At 71.0% G+C, this 26,556-nt stretch carries 23 protein-coding genes and 2 pseudogenes; 9 read left to right on the top strand and 16 right to left on the bottom strand.

What is annotated here, in order from left to right:
• Nucleotides 1–32: 32 nt before the first annotated feature.
• Together NFT33_RS18500 and asd are read right to left on the bottom strand one after the other, a co-directional pair.
• Nucleotides 33–1,084, bottom strand: a pseudogene (locus NFT33_RS18500) (MHYT domain-containing protein); the annotation flags it as partial.
• Nucleotides 1,085–1,302: 218 nt separating this feature from the next.
• Entirely contained in the window at nt 1,303–2,175 is an 873-nt protein-coding gene (gene asd / locus NFT33_RS18495; protein ID WP_251677564.1) for an archaetidylserine decarboxylase, read from the bottom strand.
• A 154-nt stretch (nt 2,176–2,329) separates the two neighbouring features.
• On the opposite strand from asd, the gene NFT33_RS18490 reads away from it, so the two are divergent.
• Nucleotides 2,330–2,545, top strand: coding sequence for a hypothetical protein (locus NFT33_RS18490; protein ID WP_251677562.1), 216 nt, complete (start codon nt 2,330–2,332; stop codon nt 2,543–2,545).
• Between the two features lie 38 nt (nt 2,546–2,583).
• On the opposite strand, the gene NFT33_RS18485 is transcribed toward NFT33_RS18490, so the two are convergent.
• From NFT33_RS18485 to NFT33_RS18465, 5 genes are all read right to left on the bottom strand, one after another.
• Nucleotides 2,584–5,430 carry an Hsp70 family protein gene (locus NFT33_RS18485; RefSeq protein ID WP_251677560.1) on the bottom strand — a complete coding sequence of 949 codons (2,847 nt, stop codon included), beginning with the start codon at nt 5,428–5,430 and terminating at the stop codon, nt 2,584–2,586.
• A 4-nt stretch (nt 5,431–5,434) separates the two neighbouring features.
• Nucleotides 5,435–7,294, bottom strand: coding sequence for an Hsp70 family protein (locus NFT33_RS18480; protein ID WP_251677558.1), 1,860 nt, complete (start codon nt 7,292–7,294; stop codon nt 5,435–5,437).
• Entirely contained in the window at nt 7,291–7,893 is a 603-nt protein-coding gene (locus NFT33_RS18475; protein ID WP_251677555.1) for a DUF2760 domain-containing protein, read from the bottom strand. The genes NFT33_RS18480 and NFT33_RS18475 overlap by 4 nt, the downstream gene beginning before the upstream one ends.
• A 74-nt stretch (nt 7,894–7,967) precedes the next feature.
• Nucleotides 7,968–8,558 (bottom strand): IMPACT family protein, encoded by a 591-nt coding sequence (locus tag NFT33_RS18470; RefSeq protein ID WP_251677553.1) that lies wholly within the window; start codon nt 8,556–8,558, stop codon nt 7,968–7,970.
• A gap of 17 nt (nt 8,559–8,575) precedes the next feature.
• On the bottom strand, nt 8,576–10,540 hold the full coding sequence (locus NFT33_RS18465) for an aminotransferase class I/II-fold pyridoxal phosphate-dependent enzyme (RefSeq protein WP_251677551.1): 1,965 nt from the start codon (nt 10,538–10,540) through the stop codon (nt 8,576–8,578).
• 314 nt (nt 10,541–10,854) lie between these two features.
• On the opposite strand from NFT33_RS18465, the gene NFT33_RS18460 reads away from it, so the two are divergent.
• The 5 genes from NFT33_RS18460 to NFT33_RS18440 all read left to right on the top strand — a co-directional run bounded on the left by NFT33_RS18460 (nt 10,855) and on the right by NFT33_RS18440 (nt 15,157).
• Nucleotides 10,855–11,145 carry a GNAT family N-acetyltransferase gene (locus NFT33_RS18460; RefSeq protein WP_251677542.1) on the top strand — a complete coding sequence of 97 codons (291 nt, stop codon included), beginning with the start codon at nt 10,855–10,857 and terminating at the stop codon, nt 11,143–11,145.
• Nucleotides 11,146–11,268: 123 nt separating this feature from the next.
• Nucleotides 11,269–11,406 carry a hypothetical protein gene (locus NFT33_RS18455; RefSeq protein ID WP_251677540.1) on the top strand — a complete coding sequence of 46 codons (138 nt, stop codon included), beginning with the start codon at nt 11,269–11,271 and terminating at the stop codon, nt 11,404–11,406.
• 99 nt (nt 11,407–11,505) lie between these two features.
• A complete protein-coding gene (locus NFT33_RS18450; protein WP_251677538.1) occupies nt 11,506–13,710 on the top strand; it encodes a hypothetical protein in 2,205 nt (734 codons plus the stop codon).
• 384 nt (nt 13,711–14,094) lie between these two features.
• Nucleotides 14,095–14,787, top strand: a complete 693-nt coding sequence (locus tag NFT33_RS18445) for a TerC family protein (RefSeq protein ID WP_251677536.1) — start codon at nt 14,095–14,097, stop codon at nt 14,785–14,787.
• Between the two features lie 118 nt (nt 14,788–14,905).
• Nucleotides 14,906–15,157 carry a hypothetical protein gene (locus NFT33_RS18440; protein WP_149503363.1) on the top strand — a complete coding sequence of 84 codons (252 nt, stop codon included), beginning with the start codon at nt 14,906–14,908 and terminating at the stop codon, nt 15,155–15,157.
• A 13-nt stretch (nt 15,158–15,170) separates the two neighbouring features.
• On the opposite strand, the gene NFT33_RS18435 is transcribed toward NFT33_RS18440, so the two are convergent.
• On the bottom strand, nt 15,171–16,130 hold the full coding sequence (locus tag NFT33_RS18435; protein WP_251677534.1) for a succinylglutamate desuccinylase/aspartoacylase family protein: 960 nt from the start codon (nt 16,128–16,130) through the stop codon (nt 15,171–15,173).
• A gap of 76 nt (nt 16,131–16,206) precedes the next feature.
• Complete coding sequence (locus tag NFT33_RS18430; protein WP_251677532.1) at nt 16,207–17,262, bottom strand: helix-turn-helix domain-containing protein; 1,056 nt, start codon at nt 17,260–17,262, stop codon at nt 16,207–16,209.
• A gap of 162 nt (nt 17,263–17,424) precedes the next feature.
• On the opposite strand from NFT33_RS18430, the pseudogene eutB reads away from it, so the two are divergent.
• The 3 genes and pseudogenes from eutB to NFT33_RS18415 form a co-directional block, all read left to right on the top strand.
• Nucleotides 17,425–17,703, top strand: a pseudogene (eutB, locus tag NFT33_RS18425) (ethanolamine ammonia-lyase subunit EutB); the annotation flags it as partial.
• Complete coding sequence (gene eutC, locus NFT33_RS18420) at nt 17,700–18,554, top strand: ethanolamine ammonia-lyase subunit EutC (protein ID WP_251677530.1); 855 nt, start codon at nt 17,700–17,702, stop codon at nt 18,552–18,554. The pseudogene eutB and the gene eutC, both read left to right, overlap by 4 nt.
• A 51-nt stretch (nt 18,555–18,605) precedes the next feature.
• Nucleotides 18,606–19,598 (top strand): DUF72 domain-containing protein, encoded by a 993-nt coding sequence (locus tag NFT33_RS18415; protein ID WP_251677528.1) that lies wholly within the window; start codon nt 18,606–18,608, stop codon nt 19,596–19,598.
• 12 nt (nt 19,599–19,610) lie between these two features.
• Here NFT33_RS18415 and NFT33_RS18410 read toward each other — a convergent pair whose 3' ends face one another.
• From NFT33_RS18410 to NFT33_RS18380, 7 genes are all read right to left on the bottom strand, one after another.
• Nucleotides 19,611–20,747, bottom strand: coding sequence for a J domain-containing protein (locus NFT33_RS18410; protein ID WP_251677526.1), 1,137 nt, complete (start codon nt 20,745–20,747; stop codon nt 19,611–19,613).
• A 48-nt stretch (nt 20,748–20,795) separates the two neighbouring features.
• Nucleotides 20,796–21,188 (bottom strand): alternative ribosome rescue aminoacyl-tRNA hydrolase ArfB, encoded by a 393-nt coding sequence (gene arfB / locus NFT33_RS18405; protein ID WP_149503355.1) that lies wholly within the window; start codon nt 21,186–21,188, stop codon nt 20,796–20,798.
• A 19-nt stretch (nt 21,189–21,207) separates the two neighbouring features.
• The gene (locus NFT33_RS18400) at nt 21,208–21,459 is read right to left on the bottom strand and encodes a DUF1653 domain-containing protein (RefSeq protein ID WP_149503354.1); all 252 of its coding nucleotides are present in this window, start codon (nt 21,457–21,459) and stop codon (nt 21,208–21,210) included.
• Between the two features lie 79 nt (nt 21,460–21,538).
• Complete coding sequence (locus tag NFT33_RS18395) at nt 21,539–22,303, bottom strand: expansin EXLX1 family cellulose-binding protein (protein ID WP_251677524.1); 765 nt, start codon at nt 22,301–22,303, stop codon at nt 21,539–21,541.
• 239 nt (nt 22,304–22,542) lie between these two features.
• On the bottom strand, nt 22,543–24,486 hold the full coding sequence (locus NFT33_RS18390; RefSeq protein ID WP_251677522.1) for a DUF3732 domain-containing protein: 1,944 nt from the start codon (nt 24,484–24,486) through the stop codon (nt 22,543–22,545).
• Nucleotides 24,483–24,908, bottom strand: coding sequence for a three component ABC system middle component (locus NFT33_RS18385; RefSeq protein WP_251677520.1), 426 nt, complete (start codon nt 24,906–24,908; stop codon nt 24,483–24,485). Before NFT33_RS18385 ends, NFT33_RS18390 begins: the two co-directional genes overlap by 4 nt.
• A gap of 59 nt (nt 24,909–24,967) precedes the next feature.
• Nucleotides 24,968–26,203, bottom strand: a complete 1,236-nt coding sequence (locus NFT33_RS18380; protein WP_251677518.1) for an ABC-three component system protein — start codon at nt 26,201–26,203, stop codon at nt 24,968–24,970.
• Between the last annotated feature and the right edge of the window lie 353 nt (nt 26,204–26,556).

The raw sequence follows: 26,556 nt of genomic DNA, 5'->3' as shown, positions 1-26,556 counted from the left end.
GCCGCGTCGGCGCAGCCCAGCAGCACGTCGCCCTGGCCATGGCGCGGCCCGAAGGCCAGCCCGATCGAGCATGACAGCGACACCGGCTTCTCGGTCAGCAGGTAGGGCTGCTGCAGGTCGACCAGCAGCCGGCGGGCCAGGTCCAGCGCCCGCGGCTCGGCCTCCTCGCCCTCGAGCAGCAGCACGAACTCGTCGCCCCGAGGCGGACCGCCAGATCGACCGGCCGGCAGCGCCGACGGATGCGCCGCGACACCTTGCCCAGCAGCCGGTCGCCGGTGGCGCGGCCGAGCGAGTCGTTGATCGCCTTGAAGCCGTCGAGGTCGATGAAGACCAGCGCGACCGGCACGCCGTCCTGCGAGCCCGGTCGGCCCAGCCGGTCCTCCAGGCCCATGCGGTTGGCCAGCCCGGTCAGCGGATCGGTCAGCGCGCGCCGGCGCAGTTCCTCGTTGGCGGTCTGCAGCTCGGCGTTCGCGCTGGCCAGCGAGCGCGAGAGCTGACGCTCGCGGCGCTGCTGGCGCGCATCGAAGATCGCGGTGCCCAGCGCCGCGCACAGCACCAGCGCGGTGAACAGCAGCACCGCCAGCAGCAGGCCGCGGCCGCCCAGCGCATCGGCGCTCAGGCAGACGATGCCCTCGGGCAGGCGTGCCGCCGCCATCGCGGTGTAGTGCATGCCGCAGATCGCCGCGGCCATCACCAGCGCCGAGCGGACCTGCGCCAGCAGACGCGCCCGCCCATGCAGCCCGCGCAGCCGCAGGAACAGCGCCAGCGCCGCCGCCGAGGCGATCAGCGCGATCAGCACCGAGGCCCCCACCAGCGGCCAGTCCCAGTCGATGCCCGGCTGCAGATCGATCGCGGCCATGCCCAGGTAGTGCATCGAGACGATGCCCGCGGTCATCACCAGCGAGGCCACCAGATGCAGGCGCCGGTCCACCTGCCGATGCCCGGCCACTGCCATCGCCATGCCGGCAGCCACCAGCGCCGCCAGCCAAGACGGTGCGGTCAGGTCATGGCGATAGCCCAGCGCCAGCGGCGCGTCGAAGGCCAGCATGCCGACGAAGTGCATCGACCAGACGCCGGTGCCCATGGTGAGCGAGCCCGCCAGCCACCAGGCATGCGCCACGGCGCCATCGAGATCGCGCACCCGGCGCGACAGCTCGAGCGACACATAGGACGCGAAGGTCGCCACCAGCACCGACAGCAGCACGGTGCCGGGGTGCCAGCCGACATCAAGATAGGAGACCGCATTCATCGTCCCCCTTTGTCGGCCCGCCTCCGCCGGGATTGAGGGGGGATGATCCCGGATCAGCGCGCGGCCATCGCCTCGCCCAGGCGGATCGCCCGGGTCGGGCGCCAGTCGGGGTGGAAGCGCAGCGGCGCCTGACCGGCGGCCGCCTTGGGGAACAGCATCACCACGGTCGAGCCGAGCAGGAAGCGGCCCATTTCCTCGCCCTGCTTCAGCAGGACCGGCGCCTGGCCCGGCGCGTCGTAGCGCCAGTCGCGCAGCGCGCCGGAGCGCGGCGGGTTGACGATGCCGTGCCAGACGGTGGCCATGCTGCCGACGATGGTCGCGCCCACCAGCACCAGCACGAACTCGCCCAGGCCGTCGCCGCGGTCGAAGACGCAGACCACCCGCTCGTTGCGGGCGAACAGGCCGGGAACGCCGCGCGCCGTCGTCGGGTTGACCGAGAACAGCTCGCCCGGCACATGGATCATGCGCAGCAGCCGCCCGGCGCAGGGCATGTGGATGCGGTGGTAGTCGCGCGGGCTCAGATACAGCGTCGCGAACAGGCCGTCGTCGAACTTCGCCGCCAGCTGCGCGTCGCCGCCGACCAGCGTGGTGGTCGAGTAGCGGTGGCCCTTGGCCTGGAAGACCTGATCGCGCTCGATCGGGCCGAACTGGCTGATCGCGCCGTCGACCGGGCAGATCAGCTCGGCCTGCGCCAGCGGGCGCGCGTCCGGCTTCAGCGGCCGGGTGAAGAACTCGTTGAAGGTGGGATAGGCGGCAGGATCGGGGTTCAGCGCCTCGGCCATGTTCACGCCGTAGCGGCGGATGAACCAGCGGATCACCGCGGTGGTGCGCGCGCCGGCAGCCCGGTTCGCCTGCCGGCCGGCCAGCTCGGTCAGCGCCTGCTTGGGCAGGAGGTACTGGGGCAGGACGGCAAGGCGATCGTTCATGGCGGACGGTGCGGTGGACGGAACAGGGAACCGGCGATTCTAGCGACCGGCCTGTCGGACATCGCCCACGCCACCACGCCCCCTCCTCCGGCAGACCCCGAACACTTTGGCGGCGACCATCAGGCCTGTCACCAACCACCGAAGGAGCCTGCCCATGAACACCTCGAACGCACGCATCACCGGCCAGGTCGAATACCGCCTGGGCGACGGTCCAAAGTGCCGCATTCCCCGTGGTCCGGTCGAGATCCAGCAGACGCCGCAGGACGTGACGATCAGCTGGGAGGCGGGCGACACCCACCAGAACGCGGCGCTGCCGCAGTCGGAGTTCCGCCGCTACATCAACGAGAAGGCCATCGTGCTGACGCAGTGAGCGCCGACGCGGCCGCCCCATGCGGCGCCGCCTCCGCCTCAGTCCACCAGCACCAGCCCCGGCGGCAGCGACTCGCCGAAGAGCGCCTGCTCGTCGGCGGCGTCGAGCTGCACCACCTCGCTCACCATGCGCGCCCAGCTCGGCGCCGCGCCCGAGGCGGCCAGGCGCTCGAGCACCTGCGCACGGCGGTCCGGGTCCAGATCGCGCACCCGGTCGCCGGTCAGGCGCGCGAGCTGCGCCGCAGCGAACGCCGCCATGCGCCGGCGGCGCCAGTCCAGCGCCAGCAGCGCGTCGATCCAGCGCGCCGCCACCTCGGCCGGCACCACGCCGTGCACGCTGCCGTGAAAAGGCTGGCGCGCGCCCAGCCGCCCCAGCGCCCACAGCCGCAGCTCGTCGCGCTCGGGCGAGGCCTTCGCGACCTTCTCGCCCTGCAGCGGCGCCAGCAGCCAGTCGCCGACCTCCGCCTTGTGCTCGGGCGGAATGCGCTCCAGCGCCGCGCCCAGGCGCACCATGTCGTCGTGCCCGCCCTTGACCAGGCCGGACGGCTTGGGCGGCAGCGGCGCGCCGGGATGCTCGGCCGCCTGCAGGTTGTAGCCGAAGTCGTCGAGCAGGCGCAGCTGCGCCGCCTCGTCCAGGCCGCCGGCGACCCGGCGCCACAGCGTCCACCACTGGATCGCCACCTGCGCGTCGCCGCGGTGCTCGACACCCGCCTCGAAGATCGTCCAGAGCTGGCCCAGGCGCCAGCCGTCGAGCGGATCGCCGAAGCCCGGGCGCAGGCACCAGCCGGCCAGGTTCAGCCAGACCCGCTCATGGTCGGCCGAACGGCGCCGCCCCTTGGCACGCTGCCACAGCACGTCGAAGAGCCGCCGCGCCAGCGGCCGCGCCCAGCTTTCCCTCGGGCCCAGCAGCGTCTCCAGCGTCTGGCGCAGCTGCTTGATCTCCTTCGGCGCCGGGCGCTCGCCGCCCGAGCGCGCACCGAACAGCCGCTCGATCGCCGCGATCGCCTCGGGCAGGCGCGGCGCGATCTGCGCGTCCTGCAGCGCCTGCGCCGGCTGCACCTGATCGGCCGGGCCGCTGGCGCGCAGCTGGAAGTCCAGCGCCCAGCGTCGACCGGGGTCATCGACCGCCACCGCCTGCAGCGCCAGCACGCCGATCTCGCTGAGCTGCGCCTCCAGCCGCACGGTGACCGAGGCCCCGCGCGCGCCGATGCCCTCGCCGGCCTCGATCACGGTGGCCACCGGCGGCAGCGGGTTGAGCGCCTCGTCGCCCGCCTCGCCCAGGTCGAGCAGCGCGCCGGGCTCGGGCGGCGGGCCCGCCTCGCCGCGCAGCGAGGCCAGCTGGAAGCGCACCGGCTGGCCCAGCCGCAGCCGGAAGCTGCGCCCGTCGAGGGCCAGCGCCCGGCCGGCGTCGGTGCCGCGCGGCAGCAGGCAGACCGCGCGGCCGTCGTCCAGCCGCAGCACCACGGTGCGCGCCGCGCCGCCGCCGATGCGCGGCCCTCGCCCCTGGCGCGCCAGCGCATGCGCCACCGCGCCGCGCGCCACCGCCACGTCCGGATCGGCGTTGTGCAGCAGCCGCGGCGCGGCGCCGCCCCGCCACGCGGCCAGCACCTCGACCAGCCGCGCCGCGAGCTGTCCGGCGCGGAAGACGCCGCCGTTGAGCAGCACCGCATCGGGCAGCGCCTCGCCCGGCAGCAGGCTGCGGCGCAGGAAGGCGGCCAGATGGCGGGTCACCGCCGCGTCGCTGGCGTAGGGCAGGCCGAACTCGACCAGCGCGGTGCGGGCGCGCTGCGGCTCGGCCTCGAAGGGCACGGCGGGGAAGAAGCCGTCGACCAGCAGCGCCCTCACCTCCTCGCGGCCGAGCGTGACGCTGCGCGCACCGCCCACCAGCTTCGAGCCGCCGCCCAGCAGCGTGACTGCCACCGACTCGGGCGCGTCGTCGGCCAGCAGCATTTCCTTGGCGACCCGGCAGCGCGCCACCAGCTGCGACAGCCGCGCGCCCGACAGCGGCGGCGCCACGCCGCCGCCGGCCAGCCGCCGCTCGACCAGGTGCGCCAGCGCCAGGTCCATGTTGTCGCCACCCAGCATCAGGTGCTGGCCGACCGCACGGCGGCGCAGCGTCGGCGGCGTGCCGGCCGGGGCCCCCGCCTCGGGCGGCTCGACATCGATCAGCGTGAAGTCGCTGGTGCCGCCGCCCACGTCGCAGACCAGCACCCGGCACACGCCGTCCAGCGCCTCGGCCAGGCGATCGCGGTGGCGCCAGACCCAGTCGCCGAAGGCAGCCTGCGGCTCCTCCAGCAGCAGCGGCTCGGGCAGGCCGGCCTCGCGCGCGGCCTGCAGCGTCAGCGCCCGCGCCGCCTCGTCGAAGGACGCCGGCAGCGTCAGCACCAGGCGCTGTCGCTCCAGCGGCGCGTCCGGGTGATGGCGGTTCCAGGCGGCGCGCACCTGCGCCAGATAGCTCGCGCTGGCGGTGACCGGCGAGACACGCGACACGCTGTCGTCGGCGCCCCAAGGCAGGATCGGGGCCAGCCGGTCGGCCTGCGGATGCGACAGCCAGCTCTTGGCACTGGCCACCAGCCGGCCCGGCACCTCGCCGCCGCGCAGGCGCGCCAGCACGCCGATCAGCGCCGGCGGCTCGGTGGTGTCGCCCGCGGCGCGCTCACCCCAGGGCAAGGCGCTCTCAAGCAGCTCGCCCGGCGCCGGGTGGTAGCGCACGCTGGGCAGCAGCGCCGGCCGGCCCAGCTCGCCCGGCGCGACCCACTGGTCGATGCCGAAGAGCGTGATCGCGCCGGCCTCGCCGCCGCGCTCGCCGCCCGCCCCCAGCGGCGCGCTGGCGACGACGGTGTGCGTCGTGCCCAGGTCGATGCCGACGACGAAGGCCGCCGCCACCGCCTCAGCCCTCGATCGGCTGGCCGCGCATGTCGAACTCGACCTTCCAGCGCTCGGTGCCGCCCACCGGCACCGCGGCCAGCTCCAGCGTGCCGGCCTCGGTCACCGCGGCATGCAGCGTGACCGCCACCACCTCGCCGGGCGTGCGCCCCTGCGCCGGCAGCGTGGCCTGGATCTCGCCGGCCGGCATCAGCTCGTCCGGACCCCAGAAGTCGAGCAGCACGCCGGCGCTGTCCTGGCGGCGCACCGTCGAGCCGAGGAAGCGGAAATGCACCGGCTCGCCGACCACCAGGCCGAACTGCGCGTCGATCGCGACATCGGTGCCCTCCTCCATGCCGAAGGGCGCGACGCACAGCGCCTGGATCGGCGCCTCAAAGCCCGGCACCGCCGGCATCGAGGACTCGATCGCGACATAGTAGGCCTGCGCGGTGCCGCCACGGATGCGCACGCCGCGTCCCTGGCGCACATGGCCGTAGTAGGCCGCGCCGCGCGCCACCGCCAGATCCAGATCGGCGCCGTCGAGCGAGCGCGCCGCCGGCGCGCCTTCGCTGGCCAGCCAGGCGTTGATCGTCTCCAGCAGCCGCTCGGCCAGCACGCCCGCGCGGAACACGCCGCCGTTGAACAGGATCGCGGTCGGATGCAGGAAGCTGGCCGACTCGGCCTGGCGCGCGGCCAGCTCCGGCAGCTCGGCCAGCGCCCCGACCTGCCGGCCCAGGAAGGCGGCCAGATGGCGGGTGACGGCCGCATCCTGCGCATAGGGCAGGCCCAGCTGCTGCAGGCCGATGCGCGGGCGCTGCACCGGGCGCGCCGCCGCCTCCACCTTCGGGAAGAAGCCCTCCAGGATGACTGCGGTCACGTCCTCGCGGCTCAGCTCGGTGCGGATCGAGCCGCCGATCAGCTTGGAGCCGCGGCTGGGCACCACCAGCGGCTGCGCCGGCGCGGCCGCATCCGACAGCAGCACCTCCTTGGCGGCGCGGCAGGCCTGGGTCAGCGCGCGCATCTGCCAGGCGTCCAGCGTCTTGCCCTCGGCGGCGAGCCGGCGCGCGACGGTGTGCGCCAGCGCCAGGTCCATGTTGTCGCCGCCCAGCAGGATGTGGTCGCCCACCGCGATGCGGGTCAGCTCGAGGTTGCCGTCGATCTCGCGCACCGCGATCAGCGAGAAGTCGCTGGTGCCGCCACCCACGTCGACCACCAGGATCACGTCGCCCGGCTTGACCGTCTTGCGCCAGCCGCCCTGGCTGTTCTGGATCCAGCTGTAGAGCGCGGCCTGCGGCTCCTCCAGCAGCGTGACCGGGCCGAAGCCGGCCAGGCGCGCGGCCTCGGCGGTCAGCTCGCGTGCGGCCGGATCGAACGAGGCCGGCATCGTCACCGTGACCGACTGGCGCTCGAAGGGCGCGTCCGGGTGCGCATGGTTCCAGGCCTCGCGCAGGTGCGCCAGATAGCGCCGCGAGGCCTCCAGCGGCGAGACGCGCTCGACCTCGGCCGGCGCGTCGGCCGGCAGGATCGGGCCGCGGCGATCGACGCCGGGGTGGCACAGCCAGCTCTTGGCGCTCGACACCAGCCGGATCGGCGTGGTGGCGCCGCGTGCGCGCGCCATCGTGCCGACCGAGGCGCCGACTTCGGCCCCCCAGGGCAGCGACAGGTCGCCGGCGGCCAGCTCGTCCGGGTGCGGCAGATAGAGGAAGGACGGCAGCAGCGGCAGCGCCTGCACCGCGCCGGGCGCCGTCACCTGCGGCACCGCCAGCACCTGGTGCACGGTCTTCTCGCCGTCGCTGGCGGCCAGATCGACACAGGCCAGCGCGCTGTGCGTGGTGCCCAGGTCGATGCCGATGCTGTAGCGGATGTCCTTGTTGTCCTGGCTCACAGTTCCACCTCCGCCTGCGCCACGATCGACGCGTCATGTCCTTCGGCGAGCTGCGGCAGGCGCAGCTCGGTCACCTTCCAGCCGCGGTGGCTGAGCGTGCCGGTGAACGGCGCCTGGCCGACGACGTTGCCGGTCAGCCGCACCTGCGCGGCATCGAAGCCGGCCGGCAGCGTGATGCGCGCGCCCTCGCTCTCGGCGCGCACCGGCGCGAGCGTCATGTGCTCCTTCAGCACCTTGCGGCAGCCCTCGTGCACCAGCCGCGCGGCGGCGCCGATGTCGGCGTCGCCATAGGCGGCGATGTCTTCCTGCACGAAGTCGATCAGGCGCGCGTCGCGCTGCAGCAGGCCCAGCAGCTGCAGCGCCGCGTCAGGCGTGGCTTCCTTCAGCGTGATGATCTGCGGCGGCGGGGGCGGAGGCGGCGGCTCGACCGGCGCGGGCGCGGCTACCGGAGCCGGCGCCGGGGCGGGCGCAGGCGGGGCCACCCCCACCGGCGGCTCGACCAGCCGGCGCGCCAGCTCGCCGCTGAACAGCACCGACAGCGCCAGCGACAGGCGGCGGAAGAAGGAAGGCGGAGGCGCGGAGCGGTCTGGGTTCGACATCGGGCGGATCGGGTCGGAATCGGAAAAATCGGATGCAGCCAAGGCTGCAGGCCGGGGATTCTATCGGCCGGGGCTCAGGCCGGCGCGAGCCAGCCCACCCGCCCCTGCCCGGCCTCGTCGAGCCGGGCCTTCAGCGCGGCGGACTGGGTCTCGGGCAGCTGGAAGTTCAGCTCGACCTGCGCGCCGTGGCTCACCTCGCCCAGCAGCGCCCCGGCGGCCTCGAGCTCGCGGCGCATGCGCCCCTCCAGCGCATAGGGCACGGTGCAGCGCAGCGCGGTCATGCGCTGCAGCAGCACCTTCTCGGCGCCCAGCAGCGCCTGCGCGACCGCATCGGTGTAGGCGCGCACCAGGCCGCCGGCGCCCAGCTTCACGCCGCCGAAGTAGCGCACCACCGTCGCCAGCACGCCCTCCAGCTCCTGATGGCGCAGCACGTCGAGCATCGGCCGCCCGGCGGTGCCGCCGGGCTCGCCGTCGTCGTTGGCGGCCGACTGCCCGCCCGCCAGCAGCGCCCAGCAGACATGGGCCGCGCCCGGATGCTCGGCCTTCAGCCGCGCCACCACCTCCAGGGCGCCGGCACGGTCGGCCATCGGCTGCACGCAGCCGATGAAGCGGCTCTTCTTGATCAGCAGGTCGCTGTGGACCGGGGCGGCGAGGGTCTGGGGCATGGGGCGGCGATCTTAGTTCAGCCGCCGTCCAGCGGCCGCAGCCGCGCCCGCTCCGCCTCGCGCAGCACCCGCAGGTGCGGTTCGCCGTCGCGCATCGCCAGGCCGTGCAGCTCGATGGAGCGCTGCGACTGCAGCAACCGCACCAGGTAGCCCAGGATGGCCGCGTCGATCACCTGCCCCGGCACCAGCACCGGGATGCCCGGCGGATAGGGCACGATCTGGTCGCAGCAGACCCGCCCGACCAGCGCCGGATTGGGCAGGCCGCTGTCGTCGAGCAGCGCCAGACGCTCGCCCGCCTCGTAGAAGGCATCGCGCGGCAGGCAGGCCAGCCGGGTGAAATGCGGAATGCGCGGCAGCCGCGCCGCCGGGCGGGGCTCGCGGCGCTCCTTCTGCGCCTGGCGCGCCAGCCGCAGCATCGCGTCGAACAGCCGCGAGACCTTGCTGCGCGTCGTGCCGATGGTCAGCAGCAGCGTCAGCGTGCTGTGGGTGTTCTTCTCGATCTGGATGTTGAAGCGCTCGATCAGCTCGTCGCGCAGTTCGTCGGCGCCCCAGCCGGAGGCCGAGATGTCGATCGTGAGCTTGGTCGGATCGAGCCGGATGCCGTCGCTGCGCACCTCGTCGGCCAGCAGCTCGTCCAGGCCCAGCACCCGGAACACGCCGGTGGCGTCGATCTTCTCGCGCAGCTCGGCGGCGAAGCCCAGCGAGCGCTCGAGCAGGCCGTAGCCCTCCATCACCGCCTGCCGGCGCGCCACGTCCAGGCTGGCGATCAGGCCGTACTGCGGGCTGGTCGAGGCGTGCATGTTGAAGTTCTCCCGGAACAGGTGCTCGTCGAAGCCGGGATCGTTCACATGGATCATGCTGGCCTGAGAGAAGGCCGAGAGCACCTTGTGCGTGCTCTGGGTGACATAGTCGGCGCCGGCCTCCAGCGCGGTCGGGCGCAGCTCGGGGTGGAAGCGCGCGTGCCCGTACCAGGCCTCGTCGACGATCACCTTGATGCCGGCGGCGTGCGCTGCCTCGATGATCGGCGCCAGTTCGTAGCGCAGGCCGTCGTAGGTGCAGCTGGTCAGGATCAGCACGCGCGCCTCGGGGTGATCCTGGATCGCCTGCAGCACCCGCGCGCGCGGCACCGGCCCGAACAGGCCGTGGCGCTCGTTGACCGAGGAGTCCAGGTACACCGGCCGAGCCCCCGACAGGATCACGCCGTGGTGCACCGACTTGTGGCAGTTGCGGTCGAGCAGCAGCGTGTCGCCCGGCGCCAGCAGGGTCTGGAAGATGACCTTGTTCGAGGTCGAGGTGCCGTTGGTGGCGAAATAGGTGCGCCGCGCGCCGAAGGCCTGCGCGGCCAGGCGCTGCGCCTGCGCGATCACGCCGGTGGGGTGCAGCAGCGAGTCGAGCTGCGGCACCGACACCGAGAGATCCGCGCGCAGCATCTGCTCGCCCACGAAGTCGTGGAAGTCGCCGACCCAGGGGCTGGCGCGGTAGGCATCGCCGCCGGCGTGGCCGGGCGTGTGCCAGGAATCCTTGGCCTGCGCCACATAGGCGCGCAGCGCGTCGTAGAAGGGCGTGGCCGCGGTCTCGGCCACCTCGGCCGCCAGGATGCGCACCCAGCCGGCCGGATCGGCATCGCCGCGGAAGAAGTAGCCGTCGACGCGCTCGCTGGCCAGCGCCTCGACCAGGCCGCGGGTGTCGTCGTCGTCGAGCAGCAGGTAGATCGACAGCTCCGGGCGGCACTGGGCCAGTGCCTGCGCCAGCGCGACCGCCTCGTCGCCCTGGTGCAGGTCGATCAGCACCAGCTGCACCGCCGCATCGGCGCGCACCGCCGCCAGCGCCTGCCCGGGCGCGGCGCCCTGCACCGCCAGCGCCGGGCGCAGTGCAGCGCGGCACGCCTCGGCCGCCAGCGCCGCGACCAGCGCGGCGCGGCCGGCCTCGTCATGGCCGACGACAAGAAGATGGACGACGGGATCGGTGCTTGGAAGGCTCATCGCAGGCTCATGGCAAAAGGTTGCAGATGTGCGGCCGCGTGACGGGATGCATCATTCCTGAAACCACAATGGTCTCGGCGCAACCATCCCCCACGAATCGGTGGTCAAGAGTCGCTGCGTTCAGGATAGCCTGCGCGCAGATGCCTGAACTGCAAGAACTTCACAGGCACTCCGAACCCGCCTTCAGCCCCACGCCAAGACAAGGTCAGAACAACATGCTGGCTCATGCCCGACACGATACCGCCCCCTCCCCGGCGCTGAGCGCCGTTCCGAAGTCCGCGCCCGAGCGCGCGCGTTCGGTCCCGGCGGCCGACGTGGCAAGCATCGGCCTGAGCCACCCGTCCGACTGGGTCGAGATGCTGGAGCTGGTCGACCGCTGCTTTCCCTATGCGACCGAGGAGATGATGGGCTGGTGGCTGTGCTACCAGCGTCCGCTGATGCATGTGGCGCGTCTGGACGGGCGCGTCGCCGGCTTCGTGCATGTGCAGGCCCGGCCCGAGAGCGACACGCTGTGGATCAACATCCTGGCGGTGACCGAGGAATTCCGCCACCGTGGCATCGCCCGCCAGCTGCTGGCGCACTGCGAGCGTCTGGCCGCCGAGTAGGGCCTGGGCCGGCTGGGCCTGCAGTGCCACGAGGACAATGCCTCGGCGCTGCGGCTGTATGCGCTGCAGGGCCATGCACAGGTCGGCGAGGACTTTCATGCCGATGCCGGCGGCCGCTACATCGTGCATGACAAGGCGCTGCCGGCCAGCGCCATCGCCGCGGCGGTGCGCACGCCGGCCGCCGATCCGCGCTGGCGCTGCATCGCGCACCGCCTGATCTATCGCGCCTGGACCCGCCGGCGCGCGCGAACCACCCGCTGACTGGCACTGACTGGCCGCTGAACGCCCGAACTGCAAGTCCGCCGCGGCTTGTGTCATCCTCACGCCCGCGGCGATCGGGGCCGCACATCGAGGCAAGGGATGACGAGCAGGCGGGGATCGGAGACAGGGCGACGACAGCGGGTCGCCGACGTGGTGGCGGCGCAGATCGAGCCGCTGACCCGGTTCAGGGCCCAGGACCTGCGCGAGCTCGGGCCCGAGCAGGAGTCCTGGGCCGACCTCACCGTCACCACCCGTCAGCGGGTCGAGCTGGACTGGATCGTCACCGCGCACCCTGGCGCGCTGCCTGAGGGCATCGCCGCCTGCGCCGACGCCCAGGCGCTCGAGACCGAACTGCAGGCCCGGCTGGCCGAAGCCGAGCGCACCGCGCCGGCCCTGATCCAGCACTGGGCCCATGAGGACAGCGGCCGCTACCGTCGGCTGCTGCCCGGCGGGCTGTTCAGCGCCGGGCTGGAAGCGCCGCTGGGCCTGGACGAGACCTGCCCGGCCTGCGAGGGCCGCGCCCGGCTCGACTGCCCCGACTGCAGCGGCGGGCAGCAGCCCTGCGCCGGCTGCCACGGCAGCGGCCGGATCGGCTGCGCCGACTGTCGCGGCCTGGGCCGCATCGCCTGCGGCGCCTGTCACGGCAGCGGCCGCACCGCGTCGGCGCCGGCCGGCGGCACAAGCGACTGCCAGGCCTGCAGCGCCAGCGGCTGGATCGACTGCCGCACCTGCCAGCGCCAGGGCGAGCTGCCCTGCCCCGACTGCGGCGGCCGAGGCCGCCGGGACTGCGCACGCTGCCAGGCCCGCGGCGAGATCGACTGCACCGACTGCCAGGCCAGCGGCCGACGCCACCGCATCGGCCGGCTGCGCGAGCAGATTCTCGTCGAGGACCAGATCGACATCCATCATCCGGATGCCACGGTGGCGGCGCTGTGCGCCCGCCATCTGACCGATCCGGCAGCGCTGGGCCCGCTGGCGACGCTCGAGGCGGTGCGCTGGACCACCGCGCCCTTCGCGGTCCAGGCCACCCACCGGCTGCGCCTGCCGGTGCGCCAGGTCACGCTGCAGATCGGCGCCCAGCCGCAGACCTTCACCGCGCTCGGGCCCGAGCTGCGGGTGCCGGAGCTGCACCACGCGGCCTCCCGGCTGCTCGCGCTCGACCTGCAGACGCTCGAGCGCAATGCGCTGGGCAGCGGCCGGCATGTGTCCGAAGCCCTGCAGCGCTTTCTGGCCTCGCCGCTGAACGCACGCATCGCGGTGATCGGCCCTGCGGCGGCCACCGGCGACGACCGGGTCGCGCCGGACTATCCGGCCCAGGCCCGCGAGCGCATGCAGCAGGCGGTGGAGCGGCTGTGGCAGCAGCGGCTGTGGCGCCCGGGCGTGGCGCTGCTGGCCGGCGCGGCGCTGCTCTCGGGGGGCTTCACGCTGCTCACCGCGCCGCAGCCGGACTGGATGCTGAGCGCGCTGGGCGGGGGCGTGGCGGCGGCGACCGGTGCGCTGGCGCTCGACTGGCGACTGCGGCGCCAGCTCGCCGCCGAATTCGGCGGCGAGGCCGGCGCGGCGCTGGTGCGCCTGCTGCGGCGTGCGCCGGTCTGGCGCCGCGGCATGGGCCTGGGCATCGGCATGACGCTGCTGGCCTGCGCGCTGCTCGCCTGGTCAGCCACCCGGCTGCCGCCGGCCAGCACCCGCATCGCGGCGCAGCAGGCCGAGCAGCAGGCGCAGGCGCAGCTCGCGCACTGGGCCCAGACCGGCCGCGACTACCGGCTGCGCACCTACCCGCCCGCCGACTGGCTGCGGACCCGCGTGGAAGCGGGCGACCGGCAGGCGCAGCAGGTGCTGGCCTGGGCGCTGCTGCTGGGCGTGGCGGACCGGCCGGTCGATGCCGCCGCGGCGCGCCGCCTGCTCAAGCCCCTGGCGACGGAAGTGCCCACCGTCGACCCGACGGTGCGCATCGGTCTGGCCCGAGCGACCTTGCTGCTCGAGCCGCGCTCCGCTGCGGCGCTGCAGGCGGCCGCCGACGACCTGGCCTCGATCCAGGAAAGCCAGGTGCCCGAGGCCACCTACACCATCGCGCTGCTGAGGCTGGCCCCGGCGCTTGTCGCCCGCCACGGCACGGCCGCCGGCCTGGAGGCGCTGCAGCATGCCGCCGACATGGGCCACCCTTCGGCCTGCCTGGACCTGGGCCGTCGTCTGGCCACCGGCCACGGACTGCGCCGCGATCCGGTCGCGGCCCGGCGCTATCTCGGCTTCGCCGCCGAACGCGGCCTGCCCGGTGCGCAGCAGGCGCTGACCACGCTGAAATGAGCGGGCAAACCGCGCGGCCCCGCAGCGACATCCTCTCGTTGCACCGAAGCGACATTTCGCCAAAGATGGCTTGATCCGCATCAGCAAGGGATGACAAGCCCGGACCCGAGCTGTTCCAATCGCGGTCCTGAAGGGGAGTAGTCCCGCGCAGGTTCCGGTCCCGGATCACCTGCCGAGCGCGATTCGTCAATACGTGGTGGCCTGCGGCCGCCTCCGGATCGAGCGTCGAGCCACCCGGCACGATGGACAAGACCTTCGACCCGCTGCAGTCGCGGCGCGGGTTGAAGGCCGAACCGCTCCCGGGTCGCCTGCCGGATGCCTGCACGCGTGCTGCGTTGAATCGAACGAACAGCCGTTCTTGCCTGCGCACACCGCACCGTCCTCATGGAACTCTTCTCCTCCGCCTGGTTCTCGGCCCTGCTGGCCATCATCCTGATCGACATCGTCCTGGCCGGCGACAACGCCATCGTCATCGCGCTGGCCGCGCGCAACCTGCCCCCGCATCTGCAGAAGAAGGCGATCATGTGGGGCACCGTCGGCGCGATCGCGGTGCGCTCGCTGATGACGCTGGGCGTGGTCTGGCTGCTGAAGATTCCCGGCCTGATGCTGGTCGGCGGCCTGGGCCTGCTGTGGGTCGCCTACGGCCTGATCAAGCCGCAGGACGGCGGCGATGACCACGGCCCGGTGGCCAGCACCTTCTGGGGCGCGATGCGCACCATCATCGTCGCCGACGCGCTGATGGGCGTCGACAACGTGCTGGGCGTGGCGGGCGCGGCGCATGGCGCCTTCGACCTGGTGGTCATCGGCCTGCTGATCAGCGTGCCGATCGTCGTCTGGGGCAGCCGCCTGGTGCTGGGTCTGGTCGAGCGCTTCCCGGTCATCACCGAGATCGGTGCCGCGGTGCTGGCCTTCACCGCCGCCAAGATGATCCTGGGCGAGAAGCTGCTGGGCGACGTCTTCACCGCGCAGCCGGCGCTGAGCTGGGTGCTCTACGCGGTGTGCATCATCGGCGTGCTGGGTGCCGGCCGCCTGGCTGCGCGACGTGCGTCGCGTGAGGATGCCGCACCCGCGATCTGAACCTCGGGGGACATCGAACAAGGGGGATGCAGCCGTGCCGGAATTGTCAAGGCCGATTTGACCAAGGGTTTACCCTCAGGTACAAACCGGCCCCAGACAGAACTCGCACAAGATCATCATGCTGTACACCCCGATGAACCCGCTGACCGCCCTCTCTCCGCTGCGCGCCGCGCTGCCCTCGCAGCAGCGCGACGCCGACCGCGCGCTGCGCAACTGGCTGGCCCTGCCCTTCGACATGGCCCGCGCGCAGTACGCCAACGCGGTGCGCGGCGGCCTGATCCGGCCGTCGAAGCTGGCCTCGCGCGACTTCGAGCAGCTGGTCGGTTCGATGGAGCGCCTGACGCTGGGCCCGCTGGCCCGCCGCGTCTGAGCCTTGTGCGGCCTCAGCCGAGCCGGCGCCCGCTGAACTCGGCCAGATAGAACCACTCGGCGCCGGCGCGTGCACGCGGGTTCGGGAACACCACCCGCCCGTCGGCCGGCGCGAGCACCTCGCGACCATCGGCGCGCCAGCCGATCACCTCGCCGGCGCGCACCGCATCGAAGCTCGCCCAGTCGCGCGCCAGGCGGTCGCCCTCGGCCTCGCGGTCGATCACGTCGACCAGGCGCACCACCTCGAAGTCCGGCCGCGCGCAGGGCGCGGACGCGCCGATGTCGATCATGCCCAGGTGCTCGAGCGTGCGCAGCGTCGCCTGCCAGGCCACCTCGGGCGCGGCCGGATCGTCATGGCGGCCGCACTCCAGCGTCAGCCCCCAGCCGCCGGCCGAGCGCATGTACTCGGTCGTGCCGATGCCGTACTGCGCATCGCCCCCGCGCCGCGCCACGCCCTTCGCATAGGCCTCCAGCCAGCCCTCGACCACCTGGCGCACGCCCAGCGCCGCCGCCAGCGCGGTCTCGGCCGCCTCGTGGCGGAAGGGCTCGAGATCGCCGTCGTTGTCGCGCGGGCCGACCATCACGAAGGGCTCGCCGTCGGTGTGGAAGGAATGCAGGTCCAGCAGCACCTCGTGGCGCGCCAGCAGCGGGCACAGCACCCGCGCGATGCGGTCCTCATGGTCCTGCGGGATCGCCACCGGCAGCAGCCGGCGGTTCAGGTTGCGCTCGCCCTCGCGCCGGCCGGCCCGGTGCGCCATCGGGTTGCAGACCGGCACCAGCGTCAGCTCGCCGCGGCGCAGCTGCAGCCGGCCGGCATCCAGCGCCTCGATCAGCCGGCCCAGCGCGACCGTGCCGCAGGTCTCGTCGCCGTGCACGCCACCGAGCACGATCAGCTTCGGGCCGGGCTGCAGCCCGAGGTACTGGTGCACGCGCAGCACGCCGGCCGGTGTGCGCGGGAAATCGTTTCGGTTCATGAAGGCAGCATAGCCCGGCGCGCAGGCCGGCGTCAGCGGGATGGCCCGATGGGCACAGGCACCGCCTCGCGGTCGCTCAATGGGCGGCGCCGCCGGCGCCCGGATGCAGCCGCCGCCAGGTCTGCGAGGGCAGCTCGCCGTACATGCGCCGGTAGTCCTGGGCGAAATGGCCGAAGTGCCAGAAGCCCCACTGCGCCGCCGCCTCGGTGACCGAGGGCGCCTGGCGCAGCGCCCGGCGCGCGCCGGCCAGCCGGGTCGCGCGCAGATAGGCCGCCGGCGCCAGCCCCAGCACCTGCTGGAAGGCCGCCTGCAGCGTGCGCCGGCTGGTCCCCAGCTCGGCGCAGAGCGTGGCGACCGTGACCGGCGTTTCCGGATCGCGGTCGACGATCGCGCGGGCCTGCTCGACCAGCAGGCGCGGGCGCTGGCCGGCATCGGGCGGCAGCGCCGCCGCCCCGACCAGCAGCTCCAGCGCATTGGACTGCGCCGCCTGCCGCAGCATGCTGCGCATCGCCGGATTGCCCAGCAGCCGGGGCTGCGCGGCCAGCATCTCGAAGGCGCCGCGCATGAAGTCGCGCAGCGTCGCCAGCGCCCCCTCGGGCGCGCGGTGCAGCGTCGCCACCTGGCCGATGCGCTCGAGCAGCGCCTGCTCCTCGGGCGTGGCCAGCCGTGCCAGCTCGGCACGGTCGAACTCCATGCCGGCCATCACCAGTCCGGCCGGCGTGAAGAACTCGAAGCCGCCACGGCCGGAAAAGGTGCAGAAATGGCCCGCGCCGTCCTGCGCCTCGGCGTCATCGCCCGTGGCCTGCCAGTCGGAGCGGCCGCAGAAGCGCGCCGGCCCGGCCTGCACAACCTCCGGCAGCGCCAGCGGCAGCCCGAGCGCGAGCCGGTCGGCGCGCAGCTCCCCGCGCTGGTGCAGCCGCTGGCTGGTGGCCTCGACGAAGAGATGCACGCCGTCGAGCCAGGCCTCGTCGATGCGGCCCTCGAAGCCACCGGCCGACAGCTGCGCGTAGTCCTGATGCCAGTCGGTCAGCAGCGCGGCCTGCTCGTCGACATCGCGGGTGTCGACATGCTGCACCGCGACGGCGGGACAGGCGGTCAGGGCGGCATCGGGCGAGGCGGAAAGAGCAGTCATGGCAAGGGCGGCGGCAGGCGGAAGACGGCAGCGGGAGCCACGCACCAGCACTGGGCGGCCGGACTCCGGTCGCCCAGCATCCAGCAAGCGCCATGCCGACGCATCGGGATCGCTCCGGAACCCGGCGCTGCCAAAACTGGATAGCGCGCCCGTGGCCGGCGCAGCCACCATGCCGAGGCCGACTCGGACGACATGGACAACCTGATGCTGCTGCTGGGCGCGGCCGGCGTCACCTTCCTGATCGGCGTGCCCGGCGCCGACGACGTGATGCTGAACTACCAGAGCACCTCCTTCCACGACGCGCTGGTGCTGCGCGAGGTGCTGGGCCTGAAGCGCGCGCCCGAGTTCGAGGCCTGGCTGCAGCGCATGGGCCTGGCCGACGCCGAGGGCCGGCTGCTGCCCTCCCCGTCCCGGCATGCGCTGCTGGAGCATTTCGCATGAGCGACGCCGACCACGACGCCGACCGCCGACACGACGAGGGCGCGCTGGTGCCCGCCGATGCCTGGGCCGCACTGCGCAGGCTGACGCCGGCGCGCATCGGCCTGGGCCGCGCCGGCGCCAGCCTGCCCACCCGCGAGCTGCTGGCCTTCGGCGCGGCGCATGCGCAGGCGCGCGACGCGGTGCACCTGCCGCTCGATGTCGCCGCGCTGCGCCCGCGCCTGCAGGCGCTCGGGCTGCAGACGCTCGAGGTGGCCAGCGCCGCCGCCGACCGGCCGACCTACCTGCTGCGCCCGGATCTGGGCCGGCGGCTCGGCGGCACCGGCGGCGCGCAACTCGACGCACACACGGCCGCGCACGGCCCGCTGGCCGACGACGCGCTGCTGATCGTCGTCGGCGACGGCCTGTCCTCGGCGGCAATCGAGCGCCAGGCGGTGCCGCTGCTGGCCGAGATCCGGCGCCAGCGCCCGCCCGGCTGGTCGCTCGGCCCGGTGGTGGTGGCCACGCAGGCGCGGGTCGCGCTGGGCGACGACATCGGCCAGCGCCTGGGCGCGGCGATGGTGGCGGTGCTGATCGGCGAGCGCCCGGGCCTGAGTTCGCCCGACAGCCTCGGCGTCTACCTGACCCGCGCGCCGAAGGTCGGCCGCAGCGATGCCGAGCGCAACTGCCTGTCGAATGTGCGTGCCGAGGGCCTGGTGCACGCCGAGGCGGCGCGCAAGCTGTGGTGGCTGGCCGAGGCGGCACGCCGGCTGGGCGCCACCGGCGTGGCGCTGAAGGACGACAGCGGCCTGGCGCCCGGCGCCGGTCTGGGCGTTGCCGAGGCGACTCCGCTGCCCTCCGGCCGGAGCGGCTGAAGCCGGCCCCTGGCGCCGCGCCGGCCCGCGATCCGGTGCATCATCGCGCCCGTGCCGCACCAGGATCTTCTCTTCGACCCGCCCGAGCCCGCCGCCGTCGCGCCGGCCCGCCTCGACCCCGCGCTGACCGCGCTGGCCCGGCAGCTGCCCGCCAGCCTGCGCCTGGGCACCTCGTCCTGGAGCTTTCCCGGCTGGACCGGCCTGGTCTGGGCCGGACGGCATGACGAGGCGACGCTGGCCCGCGAAGGCCTGGCCGCCTACGCGCGCCACCCGCTGCTGCGCACCGTCAGCCTCGACCGCAGCTACTACCGGCCGATGACGGCGGCGCAGTTCGCCGCGCTGGCCGCGCAGGTGCCCGAGGACTTCCGCTTCGTCGTCAAGGCCCCGGCGCTGATCAGCGACGGCGCGCAGCGCGACGCCGGCGGCCGGCCGGTCGGGCTCAACCCGGCCTTCCTCGACCCGGTGCTGACCACCGAGCAGTTCGTGCAGCCGGTGCTCGAGGGCCTGGGCACACGAGCCGGCGCGCTGGTGATCGAGATCGGGCCGCTGCCCGGCGCGCTGAAGGCCGACCTGCCGGCGCTGCTGCAGCGGCTGGCGCGTCTGCTCGACGCGCTGCCGGCGCTGGCGCCGCGAGCCCCGGAGGCGGTGATCGCGGTCGAGGTGCGCGATCCGGAATGGCTGGTGCCCGCCTTCCGCGATGTGCTGAAGGCCGCAGGCGCGCGCTACTGCCTGGGCCTGCACCCGCGGCTGCCGCCGATCGAGGCGCAGCTGCCGCTGCTGCGCGCGATGTGGCCCGGCGCCTTCGTCTGCCGCTGGAATCTGAACCGGCGCCACGGCGCGCACGGCTACGAGGCCGCCAAGGCCGGCTACGCGCCCTTCGACCGGCTGGTCGATCCCGATCCGTCCACCCGCGAGGCGCTGGCGCGCATCATGCGCGGCACCGCCGCGGCCGGACATCCGGTGCTGGTCACCGTCAACAACAAGGCCGAGGGCTCGGCGCCCTGCTCGGTCGCCGAGCTGGCGCGCGCGGTCGCGCCGGCCTGAGCGCCGGCCGCCTCAGCCGAAGGCCCGCAGCCACGCGCCCAGGCTGGCCGGATCGCGGCAGTAGCCCAGGTCGCGTTCCAGTGCGGTCGCGCGGGCGCGCAGCTCGCGGATCTCGGTGCCGAGCAGCGTCTCGACCAGCTGCGGCGTGATGGTGTCGGCGCGCGCGGGCAGGTCCGGGCGCAGCACCGCGAAGCGGCGCACCATCTCGTCGATCTCGGCCTGCAGGCGCTCGCGCTGCGCGCCCAGCAGCGCGATCAGGTCGCGCAGCCGCGCCTCCTCGTCGCCCCCGGCGGCCGCAGCGGCCGCAGCGGCCACCACCGGCGCGGCGACCGGCTCGGGCAGGTGAAGGCGCTGCAGCTCCAGCAGCGTCAGCAGGTCGCCGGCGGCGTAGGCCTGGTTGGCCTGCTGCATCAGCGCGGTCTTGCGCGCGCGCTCGGCCTCGTCGGGCTCGCGGTCCGGGTGCAGCCGGCTGGCCAGACGGCGGTAGACCTCGCGCAGCGAGGCCGCACCGGCGCTGGCGGTGCGCCCGCCGTGGCGCTCGCGGCGCTCGCGCTCGGCCTGCGCCTTGCGGCCCTGCTTGGCGGCCTGGCGGCTGGCCTCGGCCTGGGCGCGGCGGCGCGCGGCCTCGCGCTCCCAGGGCTCCAGGCCGTCGTCGGCATCCTCGGCCGGGACGGCGGCCTCCTCGGCGTCCTGCTCGTCCTCGGCATCCTCGGCGGGCAGATCGTCCTGATGGCGCGCGCGCAGCGCCAGCATCTCGGCATCGTCCGGCCGCTCGGCCAGCACCGCCGCGGCCAGCGACAGCATCCACTGGCCGGCCTTCAGCCGCGCCGCGCGGCCGATCGGCTTGCCCGGCGGCGGGTCGAGGAACAGCGCACCCTCCATGCGCAGCGCCAGCTCGCGCAGCCGCTCGCACCAGCGCTTGAGCTCCGGCTGCAGCTCGCGCGCGACCCGCTCGTGATAGCGGCTCTCGCACTGCTGCCACTGCTGCAGCCGCTCGCGCAGCTGCTCGATCTCGCGCATCAGGCGGTCGTAGCGCTGCTGCGCCTCGCTGGCGCGGCGCGCGGGAACGGCGCCGGCCTCCTGCGCGGGCGAAGGGTCGTCGGCGGGCAGCGTCGCCGGCAGGGCCGGGTTCGGACAATCAGGACTCATGGGCGGCATTGTGCCGGCACCCGAGCGCGGCCCGGCCCGCCTGTCAGCTCACCAGCCGACCTTGCCGCGCCCGGCCTTGACCTCGCCGCGCTGCGACTTGGCCTCGAGCCGGCGGCGCTGCGAGCCGCGCGTCGGCTTGGTCGCCTTGCGCGGCGGCAGCACCCGCGCGGCCTCGGCCACCAGCGCCTGCAGCCGCGCGACCGCCTCCAGCTTGTTCTGCTCCAGGCTGCGCGAGGCCTGCGCCTTGATGACGATGACGCCATCGCGGCTGACGCGCTGGTCGGGCGACTGCAGCAGCCGCTCCTTGACCGCCTCCGGCAGCGAGGAGGCGCGGATGTCGAAGCGCAGGTGCACCGCGCACGACACCTTGTTGACGTTCTGCCCGCCCGGCCCCTGGGCGCGGATCGCGGTGAAATGCAGCTCGTGCGGGGAAAGGATCATCGCGCGGCCCCGGATGCGCTCATGCCGCGTCGTCGCCCACCGGGCTGAAGCGCAGCACGCGCTGCCCCTGGTGCTCCACGGTCTCGAGGAACATCGCGAACGGCCGCACCCAGTCGCCGACATCGCGGCCCAGCGGGCGATAGAGCACCATCGGCTCGAGGGACTCGCTGTGGCGCACCACGCCGAGCACCTGGTACTCGCCGCCCTTGTAGTGGCGATAGCGGCCGGTGCGGATCGTCGGCAGCGGGGAGAGATCGTCGTCGTTCGTCATGGCGCGCATGGTGCGGCGGGCGGGCGCGGGGCGCAAGCCCGGCGGGGCCAGGCGGGCCGCGGGGGCCGAGGATCTTCGTTCAGGGCGCCGGGGGGAACTGCGCCCGGCCCTTCACGGTGGCATTCGCCTTGAAGGGGATGCCCTCGTCGACGAGCTGATGCCCGAACAGGTCGGTGACGCGGAAGCGGTAATGACCCGGCCCCTGCTTCGGCAGCGTCATCTCGAAGTAGTTGTGGTCCTTGCGTGGCACCTCGACCCACTGGCCGCCGGCGTCGTATTCCAGCCGCACCAGCGGGTTGCGGTGGTTGCGCACCTGCACCGCCAGCCAGTGGGGATTGAGCTTGAGGTCGCTGTCGTGCTTGAAGTGATACGCGATCGGCCCCGACAGCGCCGGGCTGACGAGCTGCCAGCGGATCGGCACGATGCCGGTCACCAGATCGGCGATCTGCGCGAAGGCCTCGCGGCTCAGGTCGAGGTGGCCGGCCGGGCATTCCGGGCAGCGGTTGACGATGCGCACCACGACGCTGCCCTTCGGCCCGTCGACCCGCACCGAGGCGCCGCACCAGTCGGCCTGGCCATACTGCACCGCGTTCATCGCCGCGATCAGGCGCTCGCGCGGGTCGGGATCGAAGCTGCAGGCCGCCGGGCCGGTGGCGTCGTAGTGGGTGGCGACGCCCTGCTGCGGCTCGGGCGTGGCCTGGGCGCGGGACTGCAGGGGCGAGAGCAGCAGGGGCAGGCAGAGCGCGATCCGGGCCAGCGAAGGAAGATGCCGCGCGCGTCTTTTGTCAGAGGGTGCGAGGCAGAACGCCGCAGCGAAGATTGGTTGTGTTTTTGCAGTCCACACCTTGTTCTCCCTGTCAGTCGCTGGTTTCGTGTGCGTTGCTTGGATCGTTTGGTCGCTGTTCAGGCGGGTTTCTGGAAGAACCGCCAGGGCTCTGTTGCATAAACAAATTTTCTTACTGAGAAGGCTCAGATGAAGAAAAATCTTGCTCAGCATGTAGCGCAAGGTAGTTGCGCCAGAGTAGAGGCTTGGAAATAATGTTGCTTTGTGCAACAAAGCCCCGTCGCACGCGAAAAAAGCGATCACTGGTCTGGCCAATCCACTGGAACAAGTGCAGGCGGCTTGGTCCACGGCTCCTCAACCAGCGCGTCCTGGAACCACTCATCGCGCAGGTTCGCATGCTCAGTGACGATAAGTTGGAAGCCTGGAACATCGTCTTGAGTGAACTGAAGCAACAACTCGAACAGTCGGCGCACTGCATCAAGATCGGCGTCGGCTTCCGTTTTCTGCACCGAACCATCAGCATCTTTGTAGACCTGCTCGGACGGGAAGTAGACCTGGGTTGGTTGGTCGATCAATAGGAAGCGCGGAATCGGCCGGTTGTTCTGCGCCGCGAATAGATGCAGAGCAAGCAGTGCTGACAGATGGTAGGCCAGATGGTTCTCGCCGCCACCGGTCCTGCCCATCGGCACAGGACGCTCGGGTCGATCGAAGATTATTGTCAACTGCGGCAGATTGAGCCTTGCAGGGTAAGGACCGAATTCGGCGTCGAACTTCTGTATGTATCGCGACACCTGTGCAGAGATGTTGTTGAGGATCGAGGTTAGGCGTTCGTTGCTATCGTCAGCGCCGATCTGCTCCTCAAACTGCTTAACTTTGTTGCTGAGACGACGATTCTCTGCTTCCAACTTAGCAAGATCCTCATTCGGGAGGATCGTTTCAATGAACAAGCTGATACGGCCAACCACGCGCGCGGCAGCGTTGTTGCGGGTGCCCATCTGGGCGATGACCTCGTTGGCCGAGATTGCCGCTGATAGCTCCGCCTCCTTCTTTTTTATATCACCTGCAATCTTATCCGCGTTGCCGGCCAGTTCGGCAAGGTAGGCCTCGAGCCTAGGGCGCTGACCGGTGGCAACACGCAACTCTTTGTCGAGCGATTCCAATTCGTTGAGCAGGACCACGGCGACCGGGGACTCCAGCGCTAGATTCCGTTCGCTGAACGGCCATTGCCATTCGCCGCTGTCGGGGTTCTTCGGCAGTGCCTTGATTGAGGCCAGCCGGCCAATCTGTTCGGCGGCCTCATTTTCGTAGCCGCCCGCCCGCTTGGCGAACTGTCTTGCTGAGTCGATCCGATTCTGAATGTTACGGCGATTGTGACGTAGTTGGGCCAAATCATCCTCAAGAAGTGAAATTCGGCCACCGTCGTCATTTGGCACCGTTTCGGGCTTCCAAGACAGCGCCGACCTTAATTTTTCGATGATTCCGTCAGCACTCGAGTTTTCGTCGGTGTTACCAATGACGCCGACCGTCTTTGCTTCCGAGTAGAGGCCAATAGCCTTTTCATGTGACGTGTCGACAGCGTCGCGCGCCTGCTGCAGCTTCTTGTTGCTGATCCGCAGATCACGCTGCGCTAGGCGCAGCTTAGATTCCAGCTCGTAGCGGTCGTGGGAGGAAACGCCGAGCAAGATTGGCAACGTGTCGCGGATTGCTTGGGGTTGGAACTGCTCGTTCTGGCGATAAAAAAGTTGGTCCTTGTTAGCGACTAGCCCCTGCTTCTGAAACAGGTAGTAGAATGTATGCTTGACGTTCGCGTCGTAGCTATATCGGCTGTGGTCAAGCGCAACTTCTGTTCGATTCTCAGAAATTCCCAGTAAACGCGACAGCAGTTCGACGATGCTGTCATCATCAGTGTTAACCACCAGATCCTTGAACTCAGGCACCTGCAATTTGGCACCCCTTCGCAACATTGCCGTGCTGCAACTGACGCCACCAGGCGGGGTCGGCTTGGCAATCAGTACCTGTTCTTTTTCGAACTGGTAGACCACGGCGAACCAAGACACCTTTTCACGGATGATGCCTTCGGGGACGTTGAACGAGGAGCGTCCCATGCAGTATTCGATGATCTCGGAGAGCGCAGACTTGCCGGTGGAAGAGCGACCGGTGATGACATTGAGTCCATCTACCTTAAACCGGAGGTCACGGCGCTGGCTATCATGGCTATAGATGTGAATAGATCTGATCTTCATGGACGAATCCCGAAAGTCGTATAAACGGTCGCCCGGTCGGCAATGCGTGCGAATTCTTTTCCGACGATCCGCGCCACCCTCTGGCAAGCGACGGTTTCAGCGGTTCCATCGAAGGTCTTACGCACCTTCTTGGGTACAGTCCGGATGCGACCTTCGTCCCCGACGGCGATGCAACCTCTTTCCATTAGCAGGCCGAACCCCTCGAAGGTATACGGCAGCATCTGCGTGACCCGGTCGGCGAAGCCCACCATAATTTGCTGATTTTTCTCTGCGGTCTTTAGCAAGTAACTGCGTGGACTGCCTGCGATCACATCGCGAGAATCCTTGTGCAGGCACAGAGGTAGCACAAGCAGCGACAGAGAAAAGGGCATGCCGCGGGCATCTTCTTCTTCGTAGCCATGCAGAGCGCGGAACAGGACCAAGCCACAGAATGCAGGGTTGAACAGGTTCCTAATCTCGAAAGGTCGCTGATCCCATCGCTTCACGAGGCCACCCCCAGCACCTGACCGAGACGATCAAGGAATCTGGGATGCCAGTAAACCTTGGGTTCGGGCGTGGTGTCCGCCAGAATGTGGAAACTGCCGCGAAGGACATAGGGTTCCGTCACCCGTGCGCGAATGCGTAAGGACTCTATCCTCCCCGTCTCAAATTCTGCCCAGCGGTAGAGATCTGCACCGGCTTCGCGTAACGTATTCTCCGCACTATCGTCTTTCAGTTTCTCGAAAATGACATCCTTATAGCGCCCCCATTCATCGGTGAGGCGATCTTCGTACTCCTCGACCTCTCCCAATACAAGCAGGTTTTCGCGCGCCCAAGCCGATCGTTGCTCGAATGCCCGGTAATAATCCAAAATCGCGCTCCTGATCCGACTGGAAGAAATGCCGATCTCACGCAGTTGGGCTACGAACAGGCGCGGGTCTGCAGCAGTGTCGATCTCGTCGGTGGGCATCTTTCCACGGAATGTGATAGGCAGGTTGTCCGCCTTATATTCCTCGGCGAAGTTCGAGAGTTTGTCCGACACTTCGTAACCGAATATCCCCTCCGACTTAGCGCCAGTCAGCTGCTTGATTACCGCATCCATCCACCAACCCTCCAGCCGCTCGAAGACAAAATCGCGGTACTCCCGCCGAATGCTTCGCATGTGATTGTCCCTTATGAGCGCGGAGATGTCGCCGATGCGTGGGCTGCCATCTATGATCAGAATACGCTCGAGAAAATCATTTTTCTCGGGATCGCTCAGTTCATTGAACGCCTCGGCAATTGGCACAATAATTTTTGATTTCGATTTAGCAAGCGCCTCATCGGCCAGTTTAGTGAGCGTTGCCGCATCACGGGAGGCGACAGGCTGATCGGGGAGAAGACGGGCGAGGAACGAACCTGTGGACACCGTGCCAGTGGTGAACAGGAAGAACCGTAGGTTCGATGCAGCACCGCCATCTCTCTTGTACCGCACCAGCCAAATGTTGACGGACTTCCAAAAGTCAGTTGACAGGTCGGTGATCTTATCGCCGATCGCTTTGTGCTTCAGCGAGGCCAAGGACTTGCCACCATCGCCGTTTATAAAATCAAGGTCATCGTCCTTTTCAAGGAAGACTGCCGTATCTTCAGGCAACTTAAGCAGCTGTAACAACGCGAGACGTGCCTGGTAGATATATCCCAGACCCTGCTCGCCGGCTGAATATTGGTCAGTGGCTTTCCCTGTCATCGGTTTAATCACCCTTTAGCATCGGCACGCCATCGACGACGGAACGAATGAAAGGGCCATCCCCTCGCACCGCGCCCGGCACAGAGGATTCTGCCAATAGGCGCAGCGCTGGCCCAGCGTGCACCATGGGGCGACAAAAGCTCAACCCGCGGGCGCGCGCCAGTTCGCTGGCTTTGGCCATACCGTACATGCTTTCTCCCCTGGAAGAATCGATCCGAAACCCTGCGGCAGGGTTTGACGTTGATGCCGCTGTTGTTGTTGTGGCGGCGGCCAGCATAGCGATAGCGCGTTTTTTCGTCTATGGGCGCGGCGGTGGCTGTGGGTCCTCGCCTTCGCGAGGATGACGGGGGCGTGACGGGGTGCCG

The organism is Sphaerotilus sp. FB-3 (assembly GCF_023706025.1).
In the GTDB taxonomy this organism is placed as follows: domain Bacteria; phylum Pseudomonadota; class Gammaproteobacteria; order Burkholderiales; family Burkholderiaceae_C; genus Sphaerotilus; species Sphaerotilus sulfidivorans.
Note: the sequence above shows the minus strand (reverse complement) of the source record. Positions and strands in the feature narration are given on the sequence as shown.